Here is a 15,527-nt window from a genome sequence, read left to right on the forward strand (position 1 = left end):
CCCGGGGGAGCCGTTGCGAAGCAACGGGGGCCATGGCCCCCGAGGAGCCGGAAGTCGGTTAGCGCGTCCAGCGCTAAAGCCTTGAAAACACGGCGAAGCCGCGCGCCAGCGCCCCCTCCGGGGGTGTTTCAAGGCGGTCCGGCTGGAGGGTTCTCGCCAATGCCGCGCATTCAAAATTCCGGGATACCGCTCAAGGGTGGATTCCGAGAGTCCTTCCATTAGGGGAATACGAATGTCGAACAGCACCAACAACGAATCCAAGCCGCATGCAAAACGGCGCGGCGGCGTGATCACTGAAGCAACCTTGACCGGTCTCAGGGCCGCGCTCAATGGCATGACGCCACGCGAGAAGGGAGCAGAAAAAGCCGCACAAGCACTCGATTGGATGTATCGCTGGGGGTGGACCACCAGTTCCGTCATTGCCACCCTCGCTGGCACCGGACGGAACTCTGCGCTGGCCGCTCGCCTGGCAAAAAACGGGTGGGCAAAACGGCAACCGATTCGTATCGTCTCGAGCTTCCACTTGACGCCAACAGACATCCTCTCGATTACACCCGAGGGCGTAGCAGAGTTGGTTGCCTTGCGGGGTGAACTACCTTTCTCCAGGCAGGGATCAGTCAGTAAGCGCGTTGTGAAGAAAAACGTGACTCACGATCTGCTCGTGCAGAAGCTCACGCTAATGTACATGGGCAGGTGGCCTGGGAGTGAAAACGAAGATCTGCCCGAAGGGTATGGGCCGGTGACAGAGTTCACCACCGCACACCAACTCGGCGAAGCGACTCTCGGGGAGAAAATACCAGATGCAATCTGGTGTACCGAGAGTGGTCACATGCTGGCGATTGAATTGGAGCTCTCCCCTAAATACGGGCGTGAACTCGATCAGTTCATCAAAGGTCACCTGGATCTGCAACGTCGGGCTACCGATCCAGTTGACGGGTTGGTCACTTTCTTTGCTTCGCCCGACACCGCAGAGAGGTATGCTCGTGCGATGTCAGTTGGTAGACGCGTCCAGGAATGGGCCTACGACAAAATGCGTCGCGAATGGTGGCCGCTGCCCAACGCACCGAAGATCGAACTCGATGCCAATTTCATTACATATGAAATTGTCCTGCCGCGCGCCGCGCGCTGACTCCAAAAAGGTCACCGCTTGGGCGTTAGCTCCCTGACGTACCCTGTGCATTCCGCAGCTTCGCGGGATTGCACCAACGGGATCCTCCCGACCATCCGAATCCCAGTGCTCTCCACGGATCCATAATTGGGGCAAGTCCATTCATCCCGAGCGAGCGGGACAGTGCCACCTGCAGATGTCCTGCCGTCAACTACAACAGCAACGACAGCAACGGGTGGCGCTAGGAATGCAAAGCGTACCCACCTCCACGCTTCGACATAGATCTCGCCGATCTTCCGCTCGTCTACACGCATTTCACTGCTCCAGTCGCAAGAGCCGGTTCCCGATCAAGACACTGCGAACACACTCAGAAGTGCATCGATTTGATATCGCGCAGCACATCAATCGGTGCTCGGTCCGCTACCAAAGGTGTACCGCTACGTGGTCGCTTACCTTTCAGCCTGATCCGTATGGGTGCCCCGACGTATCGACATCACCGACCATGACGCACCCCGTCGCTGGATTGATGAGGCCGTCGAATAGACTTTCCTCCTCGTAAACTTCTGACACAGGTGTGCCGGCCGCTGAAAGCGCTTCAACAAACCCCTCCCTAGCGATCCAGACAACTCCGCGCAGCAGCGATAGCAGGCCGGGGCACCCATTGAGTGCCAACGAAGCCGCAACGACCAACGCCCAAGAGGACTTGGGCTGATGCAGAAGTATGTCGAGCGGGATCCATCCTGTGAGCAGGAACCACGGAATTGACACTGCGGCGCAACCCGCCAGGAATATCTTGTCGCTAATTTCGCGGCGTACCGACGAAGATCCTCGCGCGGACGCAATGACGAGCGGTGCCGATAGAACTGCGGCAAGCACGAGCAACGCAGCCCCCTCCGCCATCCTGCCGTCAATCGCCATCTTCATGAGCGCGGCGGCAATCGCTACCAAGCTCAGTATCAGGCCGAGCCTTAGGCGTCTCATCAGCGACGGGCCCTGAGCAAGAACATAAACCGCTCCGCACACGTAGGCCGTCGGAATCATGGCGATCACGACCCTGTCGTTGATCTTGCTTCCAAGACCCGCGAAACAGACCACCAAAAGCCCCGCCGCAATCGGAGCCGACATCACGCCGACCGCCTTGATCAGCTTTATAGCTTCGGAACCCATAAGCATTTCCTCCTTGAGCATGGTGACCAGAGAAGAAAGCGCCGGATCTGAGATCCAGCGCTTTCGGCGTCACATCAGGTCGATCTCCGGCATGAGTGTGTCGATTCCGATCCGGGATCCTGTTCCGTCTTCAATGACCTCGTATCTGTAGGTTCGAAATTGGCGCTTCCGATCGAAGCTCCCCACTGTCCTCAGGGAGGGCTTTGGCATCTCGTGCAGAAGCTCGAAGAGAAGCGCGCCGCATGCGCCACAGAGGTCGCTTCGGATGAGGCGCCCTTCCTTCCCCGTATCCACGCTGAGGGCATGGAAAGTTTTTTGGCCTTTGTCTCCATCACGGACTGAGTCGCCGCAGCGGTCACAGACCAGGCCGACCACGCGGAAACGAAGCCCTGCAGCTTGGTCAACGATTTTCATGACCGCTCACCGGATCCGATTGTTTTCGATCTGGCCATTTCCCAGGCGCTCTTGTAGATATCGCGCCGTTCCGAAAGGCAAAATAAACAGGCGTTGCGCGGTGAATACGTCCTTGGCCTCGGCGCTCTGGCTCACGATCACGCCATTGCTCAACTCGAATCCGACGGCCAGGATCGAGATGAAGGTGCCGGTCTCGTCGCGCTCTACCAAACACGAGGAGACGTTGGTTGGGTACCAGTAGCCCTGGGACCGCGGCTGCGGTGCATTGAGCGCTTGCAGGATGCGGTCGTTGACCACCGGCCCATAGACCGAAATGTAGTGGCCTCGGCTACGCGCCAAGGCAATGAAGGCGCGGCCCGCGTCCTGGGACTCGATCGGGTTGGTCGCATTGAGCACCGCCAGCGCCTGAGTGTCGTGCACACGCGGGCCGGCGCGGCTGATCATGATGAAGTCCAGGGGGAAGCTCTCGGTGGGACCGGCCTGCTGCTTGGTGTAGATACCGCACGCTTCGCAGCTGAAGTTGTTGGTCGCCGCGCGACCGTCTGGCCCGACGTAAACCGCGCGCAGCGCTTGGTCAGGGAAGCTTCGGAGGCTCTTGACCATGTTGCGAGAGTTCGCCCCGTCGAGCTTGTCGCTCATGGTCTTGATGCCGGCCTCGACGGAGGCGCATCCGACGAGCAAAGCGACCGCCATGATGCCGACTGCGGCGGGGAGTGCTGGACGCACTCGCATGACGACGATAGCTCGGATGGAGGGAAAGGGAAGCAGGTACTTACAGCTTTTCATTGACGACTCCTAATTTATTGCGGGCGCAGTGCGTCTGCATCTGCGGCCAGTAAGTGATCAAGGAGTCGGGCGTCGTCTTGGACGCGAACCATATTTAACTATATTTCATTGCTATTTAGCAATAGACCATAGCATGCGTGCGTTCGACGCTTGGGGATGCCCGTTGCCCAGCCGAAAGCCCATCCAATCCGACGTGTCGTCGCAATGTGCGTGCGGCTGGAGCGCACTCGCTGCGACATGTCCCAGGAGCAGCTGGGCCAGTTGATCGGGCGAGATCAGGCGTACATAAGCCAGATTGAGAGCGGAAAGCGGAGCCTCACGCTGGACTCACTGGGTCGCATCGCAGACGTGCTGCAAGTTCGACCAGCGGACTTGCTGGACCAGACATTCGGACGGCGCCCAAGTAAGTCAGACAGCTGATAGGGCACATGCCCTTGGGCGTCAATTCGTATTCCTCTCGGATGCTGGGGCGATGGCTTGGCGCGGCAGACGCGACTACGAACCGATTTTGGATGCATTTGCGACGGCATGCGCCGTCGTTCAATGATCACGAAAGAAGTTAGCTTCTTGCCATCAACAGACACTCAGGCCAAAGGCGCGACAGCTCACTGTTGACCCAAAACGGACATGCCGTGGATTCCGCTCTTGGAGGTGCCGCCCTGTAACCTTGGGATAGGTTCGGGCGGAACGGAAAATGGCGAAGTCGAATAGAAAGTCCACGGAGACGCACGAGACGGCGAACCGGCAGAAGGGCGCTCCGAAGTCCAAGGCTTCGCCCAATCCCAAGAAGACAGAAAGGCCTCGAACACGCCTAGTGGTGGACACCGTCCGGGCCTCCCGCGACGGCCACGAGTTTCACGAGGCCTGGGTAGCCCGCAAGTGCTTGGGTGTTGGCGCGCATTGAAAACTGACCATCAGGGGGTGCGGACGATTTCTTGGACTACCGAAGGGGGTAGTTCATGTATTCATACGAAGATCGACTTCGCGCTGTTCGGCTGTATATCAAGCTGGGTAAACGTGTCGGGCTGACCATTCGCCAGCTCGGCTATCCGACCAAGAATGCGCTCAAGGGTTGGCATCAGGAGTATGAGCAGCGTAAGGATTTGCGCGCTGTCTGCGTGCGCCGCTCGAAGTACACCAAGGCGCAGAGAGAAGCTGCGGTCAATCACTATCTGGAGAGCGGTCGCAGTATCACGGCGACGATCCAGACGCTGGGCTATCCCTCTAGGGGTCTGCTTTCCATCTGGATTCGAGGGCGATGTCCAGAAACGCGCATTCTCGTCGCTCGTCGGTCCCTGAAGGCACCTACGGCGATGAAGCAATCGGCGGTTATCGCGCTGTGTATGCGACAAGCGAGCGCACAGGCGATCGCCGAGGAAGTAGGCGTATCTCGGCCAACGCTGTACATCTGGAAGAATCAGCTACTTGGCAGCGAGGACTCCAGCCCCATGACACGCCACCACGATCCCTCAACCAGCTCCGATCGAGACCAGCTGGAGCAGCAGGTCGAGACGCTTCGACGCGACATCCGGCGCCTGCAGCTGGAGCAGGACATTCTGAAAAAGGCGAACGAACTCCTAAAAAAAGATCTGGGCGTCAACCCGCTGCTCCTGACAAACCGGGAGAAGACGCAGCTGGTTGATGCCCTGAGATCGACCTACAAGCTGGCGGAGCTGCTCTGTGTCGTCGGTTTGGCGCGCAGCTCCTTCTTCTACCACTTGGCCCGGCTTCAGACCGCCGACCAGTACGCCGAGGTGCGGCTGGCCATGGCCGACATCTTCAATCGCAACTACCGCTGCTATGGCTACCGCCGGATGCGGGCCTCGCTTGGCGAGCGATCCGTCAATCTCTCTGAGAAAGTCGTTCGGCGCCTGATGAAACAGGAGTCCCTGGTCCCTGTCGCGGCAAAGCGCCGTCGATATGGCTCATACATGGGCGAAATCAGTCCGGCACCGGACAACCTCTTGAATCGGGACTTCAGCGCGAGTGCGCCCAACGAGAAGTGGCTCACCGACATCACGGAATTTCAGATTCCGGCCGGCAAGGTGTATCTGTCCCCGATGATCGACTGCCACGATGGCCTGGTTGTCAGCTGGTCGATCAGTACCCGTCCCGACGCCGAACTCGTCAACACGATGCTGGACACGGCCATCGAAACAGTCGTCGGCAATCCCCGTCGGCCCTTGGTGCATTCGGATCGCGGCGGCCACTACCGATGGCCTGGCTGGTTATCCCGAATGGCAGAGGCGAAGCTAGTACGATCCATGTCGCGGAAGGCCTGCTCACCAGACAACGCCGCCTGCGAAGGATTCTTCGGGCGTCTGAAGAACGAACTCTTCTATTCGCGCGACTGGATCCACACAACGATCGAGGAGTTTGTATCCGCACTGGACGCCTACATCTCCTGGTACAACGAGGCTAGGATCAAAATATCGCTCGGATTCAAAAGCCCCATGCAACACCGACGGAGCCTGGGAATCGCTGCTTAACCAGTCCAAGTTTTCTGCCGCACCCCCTCAGCTCTGCTCATTGAAAATTGACCAGGGGTGGAAACCGAGGGCGTCAGCCCTCGGTGTTGTTTAATCCTATCGATTGTCAGATTGGTTCGTCGATTGCCTCCTGGGTTTTGGCCTGTTCGCGAGATTTGATTCGCGCCTTGGCGGTACTGCTGCTGTGCCGGAATCGATAGGACTCGTTGCCGGTCTCGACGATGTGGCAGTTGCAAATAGCCATCAGTTTGACCAGCTTCCGCCAACCTCACTGACCACGGACGCCAACGTAACTGACCACGGACGGCAGCCTGACGCAGTTTAATCACTAGTCTGCTTTTGAGATTGCCGTCCTGGTGCGTTCGACGGTTATGGCCCATGCTGTTTGATGTGCGGACCTGATCGGACGACTGCGAGTCTGTGATCGCCAAGTCTCTATCGATACGCAGGAAAGCACCCTCACTCGTAATCAGTTTCCAAGCGATACATCACAGCTTAGTCCTGCAGTCGGCACCTTGGCCCCGGGCGATGTTTTTCGCCGAGTTTTCATAGCAGGCGGAAGGCAAGGACCGCGATGAGCGTCGGCGGAAGAGCGGCCAGCAATAGACCCAGCGGAGCGATGGTCCCTTCTGGAAAGCGCTCCTTGAGTATCGAAAAGCCAGCGGGATTTGGGGCATTGGCGATCACGGTGAGCCCCCCACCGGTCACCGCGCCAGCGACGAGCATGTACTTGAAGGGATCGCTTAAACCTTCGACCTGAGAGCCCAAATAGGTCAACGCAGCATTGTCTGTGATTGCCGTAAGTGCGGTGGCGCCGAAGTAGACCGCATCCGCGCTCATCGATAGCAGTAGTGGCTGTAACCACCATTGCTGAAGACCGCCGAGTACGACGAGGCCGGCCAGAAAAAAAGCAACCAGGAGCCCTTCCCGGATGATCAGCCGACCTTGATGTCGGACGTATGCAGTAGCAAATCCGATGAAGAATAGAAGCAGCCCCATGAAGATCGCCGGATGATGAGCGAAGACAACGATACCGATGAGAAACGCAGCATTGGCGAGCATCATGGGCGTCGGCACCGACTCGCGCTCGCCGGTTTTGCCAACGACTATCTGCCCGATAGCACTTCTGAACATCACGGTCACGGCTACTGCGTTCACCAGGACGGCAATCGCTGCCTTCCAACCAAAGGTAGTCATCATGAATCTGATATCCCAGCCCCAAGTGCCAGCGACCATCAGGACTGGCGGAGCGGCGAATGGTGTGAGGACACCGCCGATTGACACATTGACGAAAAGCACGCCCAGCGTCGCGTACTTAAATCGGCTCGACAAGCCCTCTTGCTTGAGGAAGCGATCGCGTAGCATCAGCGCTCCAAGGGTCATCGCCGCCGGTTCGGTTATGAACGATCCCAGGAGCGGGACGAGCGACAGGATCGTGAAGTAAGCCGCCAGATTGCGGCGCACCGGGATGACCGCACAGGCAGCGCGCACCAACAGGCTGGCGATATCGAGTATCGGGCGACTGCCGGCCACGATCATGATGGCAAAGACGAACAACGGTTCGGTGAAATTCCGCTGGTCCATGTAGGCGACGGCGCCCTCCTTGCCTTCCATCACGAACAGTAACGCGACCAGAATCATCGCCCAGAATCCGAACACGACCTCGATTTCCGCCAGGAGGTGGAAGATGCCTTCGTGCGCTGGATTTCGATGCGCCAGGTGCTCGAAGTACCTGGTCGAGAAGGTATGGATCAGGGCGATCCCGAAAAGGCAGGCGGCGATGATTTGGATCGTTGTCGGGTTCATGTTTGGCGGGATTCTCAAGGCTGGCCACCCCCGACCGTATCACGGCCAGGGAGTTGGTAGACGAAGGCCATTAGGCGTCGCGATAAGGGACTGCATGAGGGTGTCGCAGGAAAAGGCGGCAGGTGCGGGATAGCCCGTACGTTGGCTGCCGGTTTTGAGGAATCGCAGTGACGCCTACCATTTGCCCACATCAACAGACACGGGCGACTTCCGGCGATGCGAGACCGCGGCGGATCTCTGAGTGAGCCGGCTCGACAGTGCAGGAACCTACTGATGGCCGACGTGATACCTCTTCGATCTCCTTCCAACGTAGCGAGAATATTCGACACGCCGACGCTGCCTTTTCGCTTGACCCAACTGCTCCATACCACTCCCGCGTCACCGCAAGTATCCCGCGGCGATGAGATCGTCGAAGTCTTGAAACTGACCCGCTGGCAGCAGGAGGGCGTGTTCTTCGTCCAGTTCGCTGCCGAAGACAGGAGCATGGAGGACTCGGGCCTTTTCGGCGGGGAGATACTCGCTGTAGTGCCGACGATCAAAGCCAATGTTGGTGACTGTGTCCTGGTTTTCTCCGGTCGTCTGCTGGTGCGTCGAGTGGCATTCCGCGACGCGCGCCTTGCGCTGGTGCCTTCGAGCACTGCAGTTCCGTTCCCTTCGTTGTTTCTTGAGGATCGCGCCGATTGCACGCTGTTTGGTCGCGTGATGCCCTTGGATGAGTTCCGACTCACGGCGGAAACCTACTATTGCGATGGGTGACCCACTCCGGCGGCGCGTCGCATCGTTATGCTGAACTTCCCGCGGCACGGCCGCGGGCTCCTTCTAAAAAGGCGCGAAGCAGCTCATCAATCTCGAACTGATCGACTAACCGGAACGGAGCCAAGCTCTTCTCCGACGAGCCGACACGAATGCAGAGCAATCTCGGATCGGGTGGAAGCGCGAACACGTCCTCATCGGTATCGTCATCTCCGACATAGACGGCGGGTGGGTCTCCGAGCCGAGACCGCAGACGCTGAAGAGCAATGCCCTTGTGCGGAGCAACGGCCAGAGTCACGTTCAGTACCGACTTGCCGCCGAGCAGCCGAACTTCGTCAAGGTCGCTGGCGGCGCGATGTACGGCTTTTGCTGCGGCTTCGGGGTCGGGGCTTGCACGGAAGTGCACCGAAAGCGAGTAGCGCTTGTTCTCGACGGAGACCCCTTCGATGGTTGCCAGCCGCTGTTCCAGCAATCGATGCCATTCCTGAACCCTGTTCAGTAGCTGCGGCGGCGGCACTCCATAGACTTCGAAGCCGTGATCGCCGACGACATCGAGCAGCGGGACTCCATGCAAGAACTGCAATACGTCGTGTCTCGCCCTTCCACTGATGACCACGGTCGGGTAGCGATTCGCAACCGCTATGAGCAGGTCTCGAGTCACTGCGCGCATCACGGCCTGTGAGGCTCTGTCAACCAGTGGTGCCAAGGTGCCATCGTAGTCGAAGGCCAGCAGGGCATCGGTTCGGAAAAAGGGCTGCAGTAACGCCTTGTTGTCCGGTTCCAGGATGAGTGGCCGCAGAGGGCTCGTGTTCATCTGCCGATCTCGTCACGCCTGCCGAGCAGGCCGGCGAGTTGCTCGCTACGGCGAAGCCGGCTCGCATCCAAGAGCATCCTTCCGGCCCAGCGATAGACGTTCAGCTCACTGACCAAGCTGCGCATCGCGTACATGCGTGCGCGCTGCTCCTCTTCGGGCATCGCCAATGCAGCGGCGAGGGCCGACGCTGCCTCCTCCGTGTCGTATGGGTTAACGATCAGCGCTTCCGCCAGCTCGCGCGCAGCGCCGGTGAACTTCGAGAGAATCAGCACACCCCGCTCATCGTCGCGCGCAGCGATGAACTCCTTGGCCACCAGATTCATACCGTCATGCAGACTGCTGACATAGCAAATATCGGCAGCGCGATAGAGGCGGAATACTTCGGCCGGTTCAGCATGCCGCCGCTGTAGCAGAATCGGCGACCATTCCCCGGTCGCGAAGCGCTCGTTGATGCGATTAGCCAATGCCTCGACATCGGCATTGAGCGCACCGTAGCGTTCGATCAGCGTGCGGCTTGGTGACGCGATCTGAAGAAAGCTGAACCGGCCCTGCCACTGTGGCTCGCGTTCCAGCAGACGTTCCACTGCGCGGAAACGCTCTTCGATGCCCTTGGTGTAATCCAAGCGATCGACACCGACACCCAAGCGGCAACCTGGAGGAAGCTTGAGCTCTGCAAAGACCGACGCACGGGCCAGGTCAGCAGGTGGTGCGGCCTTGGCCCATCGGCTTGGCCATTCGACGGAGATGGGATAAGGCCGGATCAGTGTCCGTCGGCTGTTCTGCACCACGGCGAAGTCTTCTCGGTCGATTCGCGATTCGAGAAAGCGATCTGCGGCGTCGAGGAAATTATTGCAATGGAACTGTGTGTGAAATCCCAGAATGCTGCTGCCGAGCAGGCCTTCGATCAACTCTTTGTGCCAGGGGCAGATGGAAATCTGCTCGGCATTGGGCCAGGGGATGTGCCAGAAGGTGATGACCGTTGCGCGCGGGAGCCGTTCTCGCAGCAGTTTGGGCAACAGGGCGAAGTGATAGTCCTGGACCAGGATCACGGGATCGTCCGTATCGGCTTCCTGTACCACCGCATCGGCGAAACGCTGATTGACGTCCCGGTAGTGCTGCCAGTCATCGACGCGAAAAATCGGCCGTGCATGAGCCACATGGCAAAGCGGCCATAGGCCTTCATTGGCCAAGCCGTAGTAATAGCCCTTCTCCTCTTCCGGGCTCAACCACATCCGTCTCACGAAGTAGGATTCTTCATCAGGTGGCACGCGCACGTGATCGCGGGCATCGACGGTTTCCCGGTCGGCAGAACCCGCGCCGTGTGCAACCCAGACACCGGAGCAGGCGCGCATGACCGGCTCCAACGCGCTGACCAAACCGCTGGCCGGGTGCAGCACGCGGATGCCGCCATCGGGCAGACGATCATGAATATAGGGCTCGCGATTGGCCACCACGATCAGGCGCTCGCCATGAAGATGGCGCTGCAGCGTGAGCTTCAGCCGTTGCGGACTCCAACGCCCGCCTCCCAGCTCGGAGGACTCCTCATGGGCGAGACGATCCAGCAGGGCGCGCATGTCTTTCAGCAGTGGCATGAACTCGGGACGTCTGACATCGGCCTCGCCCAACGCCATGCGACGGAGTGCATCGCTCCATCTGCGCCACAGTAGGCGCACGCCCAGCAAGGTAACCGCGGAGGCCAGCACCGCGAGGATCACGAATGCGATCAGCAGAAAACGCCGCGTGCTGCGTTCCCGAGGCGACGTGTAGCTCAAGTCATGGATCAGAACGATGAAGCCGAGTGGCCGGTTTTCCCTGAATAGTGGAAAGGCGCTCACGTAGATGTCGCCGCCGGGCAGTTCGGTGAACTTGCTCCATGGCTGCCAATTAGCGGGACTATCGCCATGGAGCTTTTGCCCGATGTGTGCGCAATCCAGAGCAGGCGGAAAGTCCCGTGTGGCGCCGAGGGTACGCAGATCGGGAAGGCACAGTGTCGCAGCGAGGATGCGTTCGTCGCGAGAGATGTCGGCCAGAAGCTCGGACAAGCCGTGAGCGTCACCACGCTCAATTCCGTCCAGCAGGGCACGACGGGCTCCATTGACCGCCAGTTCTGAACGCAGCGCCACGTCCTTCTCGAACCAACTGCGTGTGGTGTGCGTGACGGTGATCCAGGCTGCCGAAACGAGCAGGGCCAGCATCGTCAGCCACGCGAGAAGAAATCGAATCGTGATGTTCAATTGCTTTCTACGGGAGGTCGTCCCAACGCGGAGAGGCTGCAAACGCCGCATGAATGAGCCCGACATGCGAATAGGCTTGCGGGAAATTGCCCCACATGGTCCGGTTCGTAGCGTCGTAGTCCTCGGCAATGAGCCCCAGCGGCGACAGCATCGTGAGCACGCCATCGAGCGCGCGCCTGGCGGTCTCCTCGCGTCCCGTTATCGCCAGCGCCTCGATCAGCCAGAAGCTGCAGATGACGAAGGCGACTTCAGGGACGCCGAGCCCATCATTGCTGCGGTAACGATACATCCAGCCATCGTTGCCTAGTTCGCTGGCGATGGCGTCGACGCTGGACGCAAGCATGGGGTCGCGGAAGTTCAGGAAACGCAGGGGCACCATCTGTAACAGCGCCGCGTCCAGATCAGTGCCGCCATAGGCCGATGCAAATGCTCCGCGCTCGGGAATCCAGCTCTTGTTCAGGATTTGCGTGTGGATGCGATCAGCCGCAGCGCGAAACTCGGCTGCGCGAGAGGGCAAGTGGCGGGCTGCGACCTGTTCCATCCGATCTGCAGCAGCCCAACACATGACGCTGGAGAAGGTTTGAGGCTCCCACGCCTTGCGGAACTCCCAGATGCCGGCGTCGGGCGTTCCGGCAACCTCGATGGCCTTGCGTGCCAAACGCTCGAGTAGCTTGAGCGTTGATCCGGTACGTTCGGTCGAAAAGCGCTCGTCCATATAGACCGGCGCCAGCGCCAGTACCATTTCGCCGTAGACATCGTGCTGCTGGTGGAGTGCGGCGCCATTGCCGATACGCACTGGCCCATCCCCATTGAAGCCAGCCCATTCCGGAAGTATCCGTTCCTCCAGGTCCGCGCTTCCATCCACCCGATAAAGCGGCCGGAGATCCAGATCGGGGGCACTCGCACAGACGCCGATCAAATACTGCACGAAGCTCTCCCGTTCTTCGAAGTGCCCCAGCAGCCGCAGTGCCTCGAGAACGTAGTACGAATCGCGCAGCCAGCAGTAGCGATAATCCCACGTACGACCGCTGCCGCGGGCTTCGGGGATCGACGTGGTCATGGCGGCGACGATGGCGCCGGTGTCCTCGAAGCAGTGAAGCTTCAAGGCTAGAGCGGATCGAATGACCTCCCGCTGATAGCGCGCCGGAACGTTGCAGTGCTTGACCCAGCGCTGCCAATAGCGTTCGGTCTGTTCAAGAAACTGAGTGCATAGCGGCGCCAATGACTGCTCGACCGGGATGCCCCAGGCCAGAACTAGGTGACGCCGACCCGTCAGCGCGAAGGGATGTCCGTCCAGGTGCGTGGGCGAAATATCCGATGTGAGTCGCAAGGGCGCCGCCAGACCTTCGACGTGGACATGATTGGAGCCATGCAGAAGACGCGGACGTTGCTTGCTCCAGCCGCAAAGCGGATCGAAGCGAACACGAACCATCGGAGCACCCTCCAACGGCTCGATAATGCGGATGATCTGAGTGGGGCGGAACATCCGATCGTTGAGCATGAACCGAGGTGCGAAGTCGATCACGCGGAAGCGACCGGTCGGCGTCACGAAATCGGTCTGCAGAACGTTGCTGTTGTCGCGATAGCTTTGGACGCCTTCCCCGCCGTCGGCTGGCGCGACCGCGAACTCTCCTCCTTCGGGATCGAGCAGCCGGCCAAACAATGGCTCGGAGTCGAATCGCGGCAGACAGCACCAGACGATGCTGCCGCTGCGCTCCACCAGCGCGGAAACCTGACAGTTGCCGATCAGGCCAAGATCTTCGAGGCGCATTGGACTGTTTCGATATCGGTGGATGAGGGAGATGCCTGCACGGCGATCTCCGGTAACTCCTCTGCGCGCCTCATCAGAACGCGCAGCAGAACGGCCGCGTCGTTGGCTGCGTCCACCGCGTCGCGTTCCAGAGCCGAGCGCAGCGCGGCTTGCAGCCATTCCGATGTGGTCGGATTTCCCAGTAGATCTTCCACTGTAAGGGCCATGTTCTCCCCATTCACCGGACAGTTCTCCTCTAGCGCCCACTGCTTGCAGACGATGCTGGTAGGCGGGCCGGTTGACCTGTGCGCCGACTGCGAGACAGTTGCATGGGAACCGGCCCGGATATCTGCAGCGTCTGGGTTGGGTAGGCGAAGTCGATGCCCTGTTCACCGAGCTGTCGGAACAATCCCAGGTGGATGGCCTGATGAATGTCCATATAGACGTTGTAATCGGCATCGAGCACCCAGTAGACCACCTCGAAATCCAGAGACGAGTCACCAAACTTCGCGAAGTGAGCACGATCGAAATTCGTCTTTTCCTGTGCATCGATCAGTTGGCGGACGAGGCCGGGCAATGACTCCAGCTGAGCGGGTGTGGTCTGGTAGGTCACGCCGAACGAGAACACCACCCGGCGTTGGTACATGCGCTTATAGTTTCGTAAGCGCGACTTCAGGAGGTCGCTGTTCGAAAAAATGATCTGCTCACCGCCAAGGCTGCGCACGCGCGTGGTCTTGAGGCCCACCGCTTCGATCGTGCCCATGTATTCATCCACCACCACGAAGTCACCCGCGACGAACGGTTTGTCGAGAATGATCGACAGCGAGGCAAACAGATCGCCTAGGACGTTTTGCACCGCCAGGGCAATCGCGATACCGCCGACGCCCAGGCCTGCGACCAGCGCGGTGATATCAATCCCGGCGTTGTTCAGTACGAGAAGGACGATCAACGCCCAGAGCATGGTCAGCGCGATGAACTTCAGCGCGCCCAGGCCGGTCGCGACCGACGACCCGGTTTCCGTCGAGCGCTTGCGTGCCCGCTCGATCCATAGCCCGATACAGGCGCTCCCCCACAGCCCGGCTTGCAGCGCGAAAGCGACACGAGACAAGACTCCCAACAAGCTGACGATCCGCGGCGACAGATCGAGTGCCTGAAAGCTCGCGGCCACGATCAGAACCGACACCAATGTCAGCCGGGTGGCCGATACAACGGACAACAGGACGTCCTCTAGCCAGCGTTCGCTTTGTGCTGCAGATACCCGCAGTCGGCGTTCGGCCATGCGCTTGATGATGAAAGCGACGTACAAAGTCGCCGAGGCGATCAGGAATGCGAAAAGCCAGGTTCCGATCGTGCCGCCGGGAACGACGATGTCCGCGTATTCTTTTAAGTTCATTTGGATTCCTCCGAATGCCATGCTGCATTCGAGTCGATGACGACCGTGCTCAGGTGCAGCAGGGCCTTCCTGATGCGGCATACGCCGCCGTGAGTGACGCCGCCAAGGCCAAGATCGGCGGTGGCGAGGTTTTGCAGGCGCCGATCGAGCCATGGATGCATTTGCTGCCGTCGACCCAGGTTGCGCCTTTAAGCCTGACGCCGGAGAACCGCGCACGCTCCACAAGCGCACCACGAAAGTCGGCTCCGATTGCCGTTGCAAGGTCCAGGTGCGCCCCCTCGAATTGAGCCAGCTGAAAATTGACGTCGCTCAGATCAGCGCCGACCATGTCCGCGCCGCGAAGATTCGCTCCGCGCATCGCAGCCCGCTGAAGATCCGAGCTGGAGAAGTCGGCCTGGGCCGCGTCGACACCAATGAGTTGCGCTCCCTCCATGTCGGCGTTTCTCAGCACGGTTCTGCGCATACTGGCGTTCGACAGATCGGCGTTACTGAGATCGGCGCGACTCAGGTCGGCGTTGGCGAGCTTTGCCCCACGCATGTTCGCCCCGCGAAGACGCGCACCACTCAGGGACGTGTGCTGTAGATCGGTGCCCGAGAGATTGGCACCTTCCAGATTGGCACCCTGCAGGTTCCGGCCGGATAGATTGCGTTGTGCCAGGTCGGCACGTGGACAATCCCCTCGGGCATCAACGCACGCACTCGGCGGAAGCTGCTGACTGCAGCCAGCCAAAACGAACGCCAGCGTTGCCAATGTGGAGAAGAGTTTGAGCACCGCACCAGATTAGAGGGCAGTACCCGGCCGCACCATTGGTC

14 protein-coding genes are annotated in these 15,527 nt (G+C 59.8%); 4 read left to right on the forward strand and 10 right to left on the reverse strand.

Annotated elements, in window-relative coordinates; genetic code table 11:
• The first annotated feature begins 232 nt into the window (after nucleotides 1-232).
• Nucleotides 233-1,129, forward strand: coding sequence for a hypothetical protein (locus OJJ21_RS19210; protein WP_297688868.1), 897 nt, complete (start codon nucleotides 233-235; stop codon nucleotides 1,127-1,129).
• Nucleotides 1,130-1,564: 435 nt separating this feature from the next.
• Here OJJ21_RS19210 and OJJ21_RS19215 read toward each other — a convergent pair whose 3' ends face one another.
• From OJJ21_RS19215 to OJJ21_RS19225, 3 genes are all read right to left on the reverse strand, one after another.
• Entirely contained in the window at nucleotides 1,565-2,275 is a 711-nt protein-coding gene (locus OJJ21_RS19215) for a hypothetical protein (protein WP_297688870.1), read from the reverse strand.
• 69 nt (nucleotides 2,276-2,344) lie between these two features.
• On the reverse strand, nucleotides 2,345-2,689 hold the full coding sequence (locus OJJ21_RS19220) for a hypothetical protein (protein ID WP_297688872.1): 345 nt from the start codon (nucleotides 2,687-2,689) through the stop codon (nucleotides 2,345-2,347).
• 6 nt (nucleotides 2,690-2,695) lie between these two features.
• Nucleotides 2,696-3,475 carry a hypothetical protein gene (locus OJJ21_RS19225; RefSeq protein ID WP_297688874.1) on the reverse strand — a complete coding sequence of 260 codons (780 nt, stop codon included), beginning with the start codon at nucleotides 3,473-3,475 and terminating at the stop codon, nucleotides 2,696-2,698.
• Nucleotides 3,476-3,679: 204 nt separating this feature from the next.
• Here OJJ21_RS19225 and OJJ21_RS19230 point away from each other — a divergent pair, with 204 nt between their 5' ends.
• Together OJJ21_RS19230 and OJJ21_RS19235 are read left to right on the forward strand one after the other, a co-directional pair.
• Nucleotides 3,680-3,895, forward strand: a complete 216-nt coding sequence (locus OJJ21_RS19230) for a helix-turn-helix transcriptional regulator (protein ID WP_297688926.1) — start codon at nucleotides 3,680-3,682, stop codon at nucleotides 3,893-3,895.
• Between the two features lie 539 nt (nucleotides 3,896-4,434).
• Nucleotides 4,435-5,964, forward strand: coding sequence for an IS3 family transposase (locus OJJ21_RS19235; RefSeq protein WP_297688876.1), 1,530 nt, complete (start codon nucleotides 4,435-4,437; stop codon nucleotides 5,962-5,964).
• Between the two features lie 546 nt (nucleotides 5,965-6,510).
• Here OJJ21_RS19235 and OJJ21_RS19240 read toward each other — a convergent pair.
• On the reverse strand, nucleotides 6,511-7,770 hold the full coding sequence (locus tag OJJ21_RS19240; protein ID WP_297688879.1) for a putative Na+/H+ antiporter: 1,260 nt from the start codon (nucleotides 7,768-7,770) through the stop codon (nucleotides 6,511-6,513).
• A gap of 273 nt (nucleotides 7,771-8,043) precedes the next feature.
• Here OJJ21_RS19240 and OJJ21_RS19245 point away from each other — a divergent pair, with 273 nt between their 5' ends.
• Entirely contained in the window at nucleotides 8,044-8,526 is a 483-nt protein-coding gene (locus OJJ21_RS19245) for a hypothetical protein (RefSeq protein ID WP_297688881.1), read from the forward strand.
• Between the two features lie 25 nt (nucleotides 8,527-8,551).
• Here OJJ21_RS19245 and otsB read toward each other — a convergent pair whose 3' ends face one another.
• Genes otsB through OJJ21_RS19275 form a run of 6 tightly spaced genes read right to left on the reverse strand, consistent with a single transcriptional unit; the run spans nucleotide 8,552 to nucleotide 15,486 of the window.
• Nucleotides 8,552-9,337: a trehalose-phosphatase gene (otsB, locus tag OJJ21_RS19250; protein WP_297688883.1), complete on the reverse strand. Its 786-nt coding sequence runs from the start codon at nucleotides 9,335-9,337 to the stop codon at nucleotides 8,552-8,554.
• Complete coding sequence (locus tag OJJ21_RS19255) at nucleotides 9,334-11,571, reverse strand: trehalose-6-phosphate synthase (protein ID WP_297688885.1); 2,238 nt, start codon at nucleotides 11,569-11,571, stop codon at nucleotides 9,334-9,336. The genes otsB and OJJ21_RS19255 overlap by 4 nt, the downstream gene beginning before the upstream one ends.
• A 7-nt stretch (nucleotides 11,572-11,578) precedes the next feature.
• Nucleotides 11,579-13,342: a glycoside hydrolase family 15 protein gene (locus OJJ21_RS19260; RefSeq protein WP_297688886.1), complete on the reverse strand. Its 1,764-nt coding sequence runs from the start codon at nucleotides 13,340-13,342 to the stop codon at nucleotides 11,579-11,581.
• On the reverse strand, nucleotides 13,318-13,563 hold the full coding sequence (locus OJJ21_RS19265; protein WP_297688887.1) for a hypothetical protein: 246 nt from the start codon (nucleotides 13,561-13,563) through the stop codon (nucleotides 13,318-13,320). Before OJJ21_RS19265 ends, OJJ21_RS19260 begins: the two co-directional genes overlap by 25 nt.
• A gap of 14 nt (nucleotides 13,564-13,577) precedes the next feature.
• On the reverse strand, nucleotides 13,578-14,714 hold the full coding sequence (locus tag OJJ21_RS19270) for a mechanosensitive ion channel family protein (protein WP_297688889.1): 1,137 nt from the start codon (nucleotides 14,712-14,714) through the stop codon (nucleotides 13,578-13,580).
• 49 nt (nucleotides 14,715-14,763) lie between these two features.
• Nucleotides 14,764-15,486: a pentapeptide repeat-containing protein gene (locus tag OJJ21_RS19275; protein ID WP_297688891.1), complete on the reverse strand. Its 723-nt coding sequence runs from the start codon at nucleotides 15,484-15,486 to the stop codon at nucleotides 14,764-14,766.
• Nucleotides 15,487-15,527 lie beyond the last annotated feature (41 nt).

This window comes from Ferrovibrio sp., assembly GCF_025869515.1.
Classification (GTDB): Bacteria; Pseudomonadota; Alphaproteobacteria; order Ferrovibrionales; family Ferrovibrionaceae; genus Ferrovibrio.

Excerpts from the sequence above, each read along its gene's own strand:
- OJJ21_RS19210 (WP_297688868.1), top strand. The coding sequence starts at position 233 with ATGTCGAACAGCACCAACAACGAATCCAAGCCGCATGCAAAACGGCGC.
- OJJ21_RS19215 (WP_297688870.1), bottom strand. The coding sequence starts at position 2,275 with ATGGGTTCCGAAGCTATAAAGCTGATCAAGGCGGTCGGCGTGATGTCG.
- OJJ21_RS19220 (WP_297688872.1), bottom strand. The coding sequence starts at position 2,689 with ATGAAAATCGTTGACCAAGCTGCAGGGCTTCGTTTCCGCGTGGTCGGC.
- OJJ21_RS19225 (WP_297688874.1), bottom strand. The coding sequence starts at position 3,475 with ATGAAAAGCTGTAAGTACCTGCTTCCCTTTCCCTCCATCCGAGCTATC.
- OJJ21_RS19230 (WP_297688926.1), top strand. The coding sequence starts at position 3,680 with ATGTGCGTGCGGCTGGAGCGCACTCGCTGCGACATGTCCCAGGAGCAG.
- OJJ21_RS19235 (WP_297688876.1), top strand. The coding sequence starts at position 4,435 with ATGTATTCATACGAAGATCGACTTCGCGCTGTTCGGCTGTATATCAAG.
- OJJ21_RS19240 (WP_297688879.1), bottom strand. The coding sequence starts at position 7,770 with ATGAACCCGACAACGATCCAAATCATCGCCGCCTGCCTTTTCGGGATC.
- OJJ21_RS19245 (WP_297688881.1), top strand. The coding sequence starts at position 8,044 with ATGGCCGACGTGATACCTCTTCGATCTCCTTCCAACGTAGCGAGAATA.
- otsB (WP_297688883.1), bottom strand. The coding sequence starts at position 9,337 with ATGAACACGAGCCCTCTGCGGCCACTCATCCTGGAACCGGACAACAAG.
- OJJ21_RS19260 (WP_297688886.1), bottom strand. The coding sequence starts at position 13,342 with ATGCGCCTCGAAGATCTTGGCCTGATCGGCAACTGTCAGGTTTCCGCG.
- OJJ21_RS19270 (WP_297688889.1), bottom strand. The coding sequence starts at position 14,714 with ATGAACTTAAAAGAATACGCGGACATCGTCGTTCCCGGCGGCACGATC.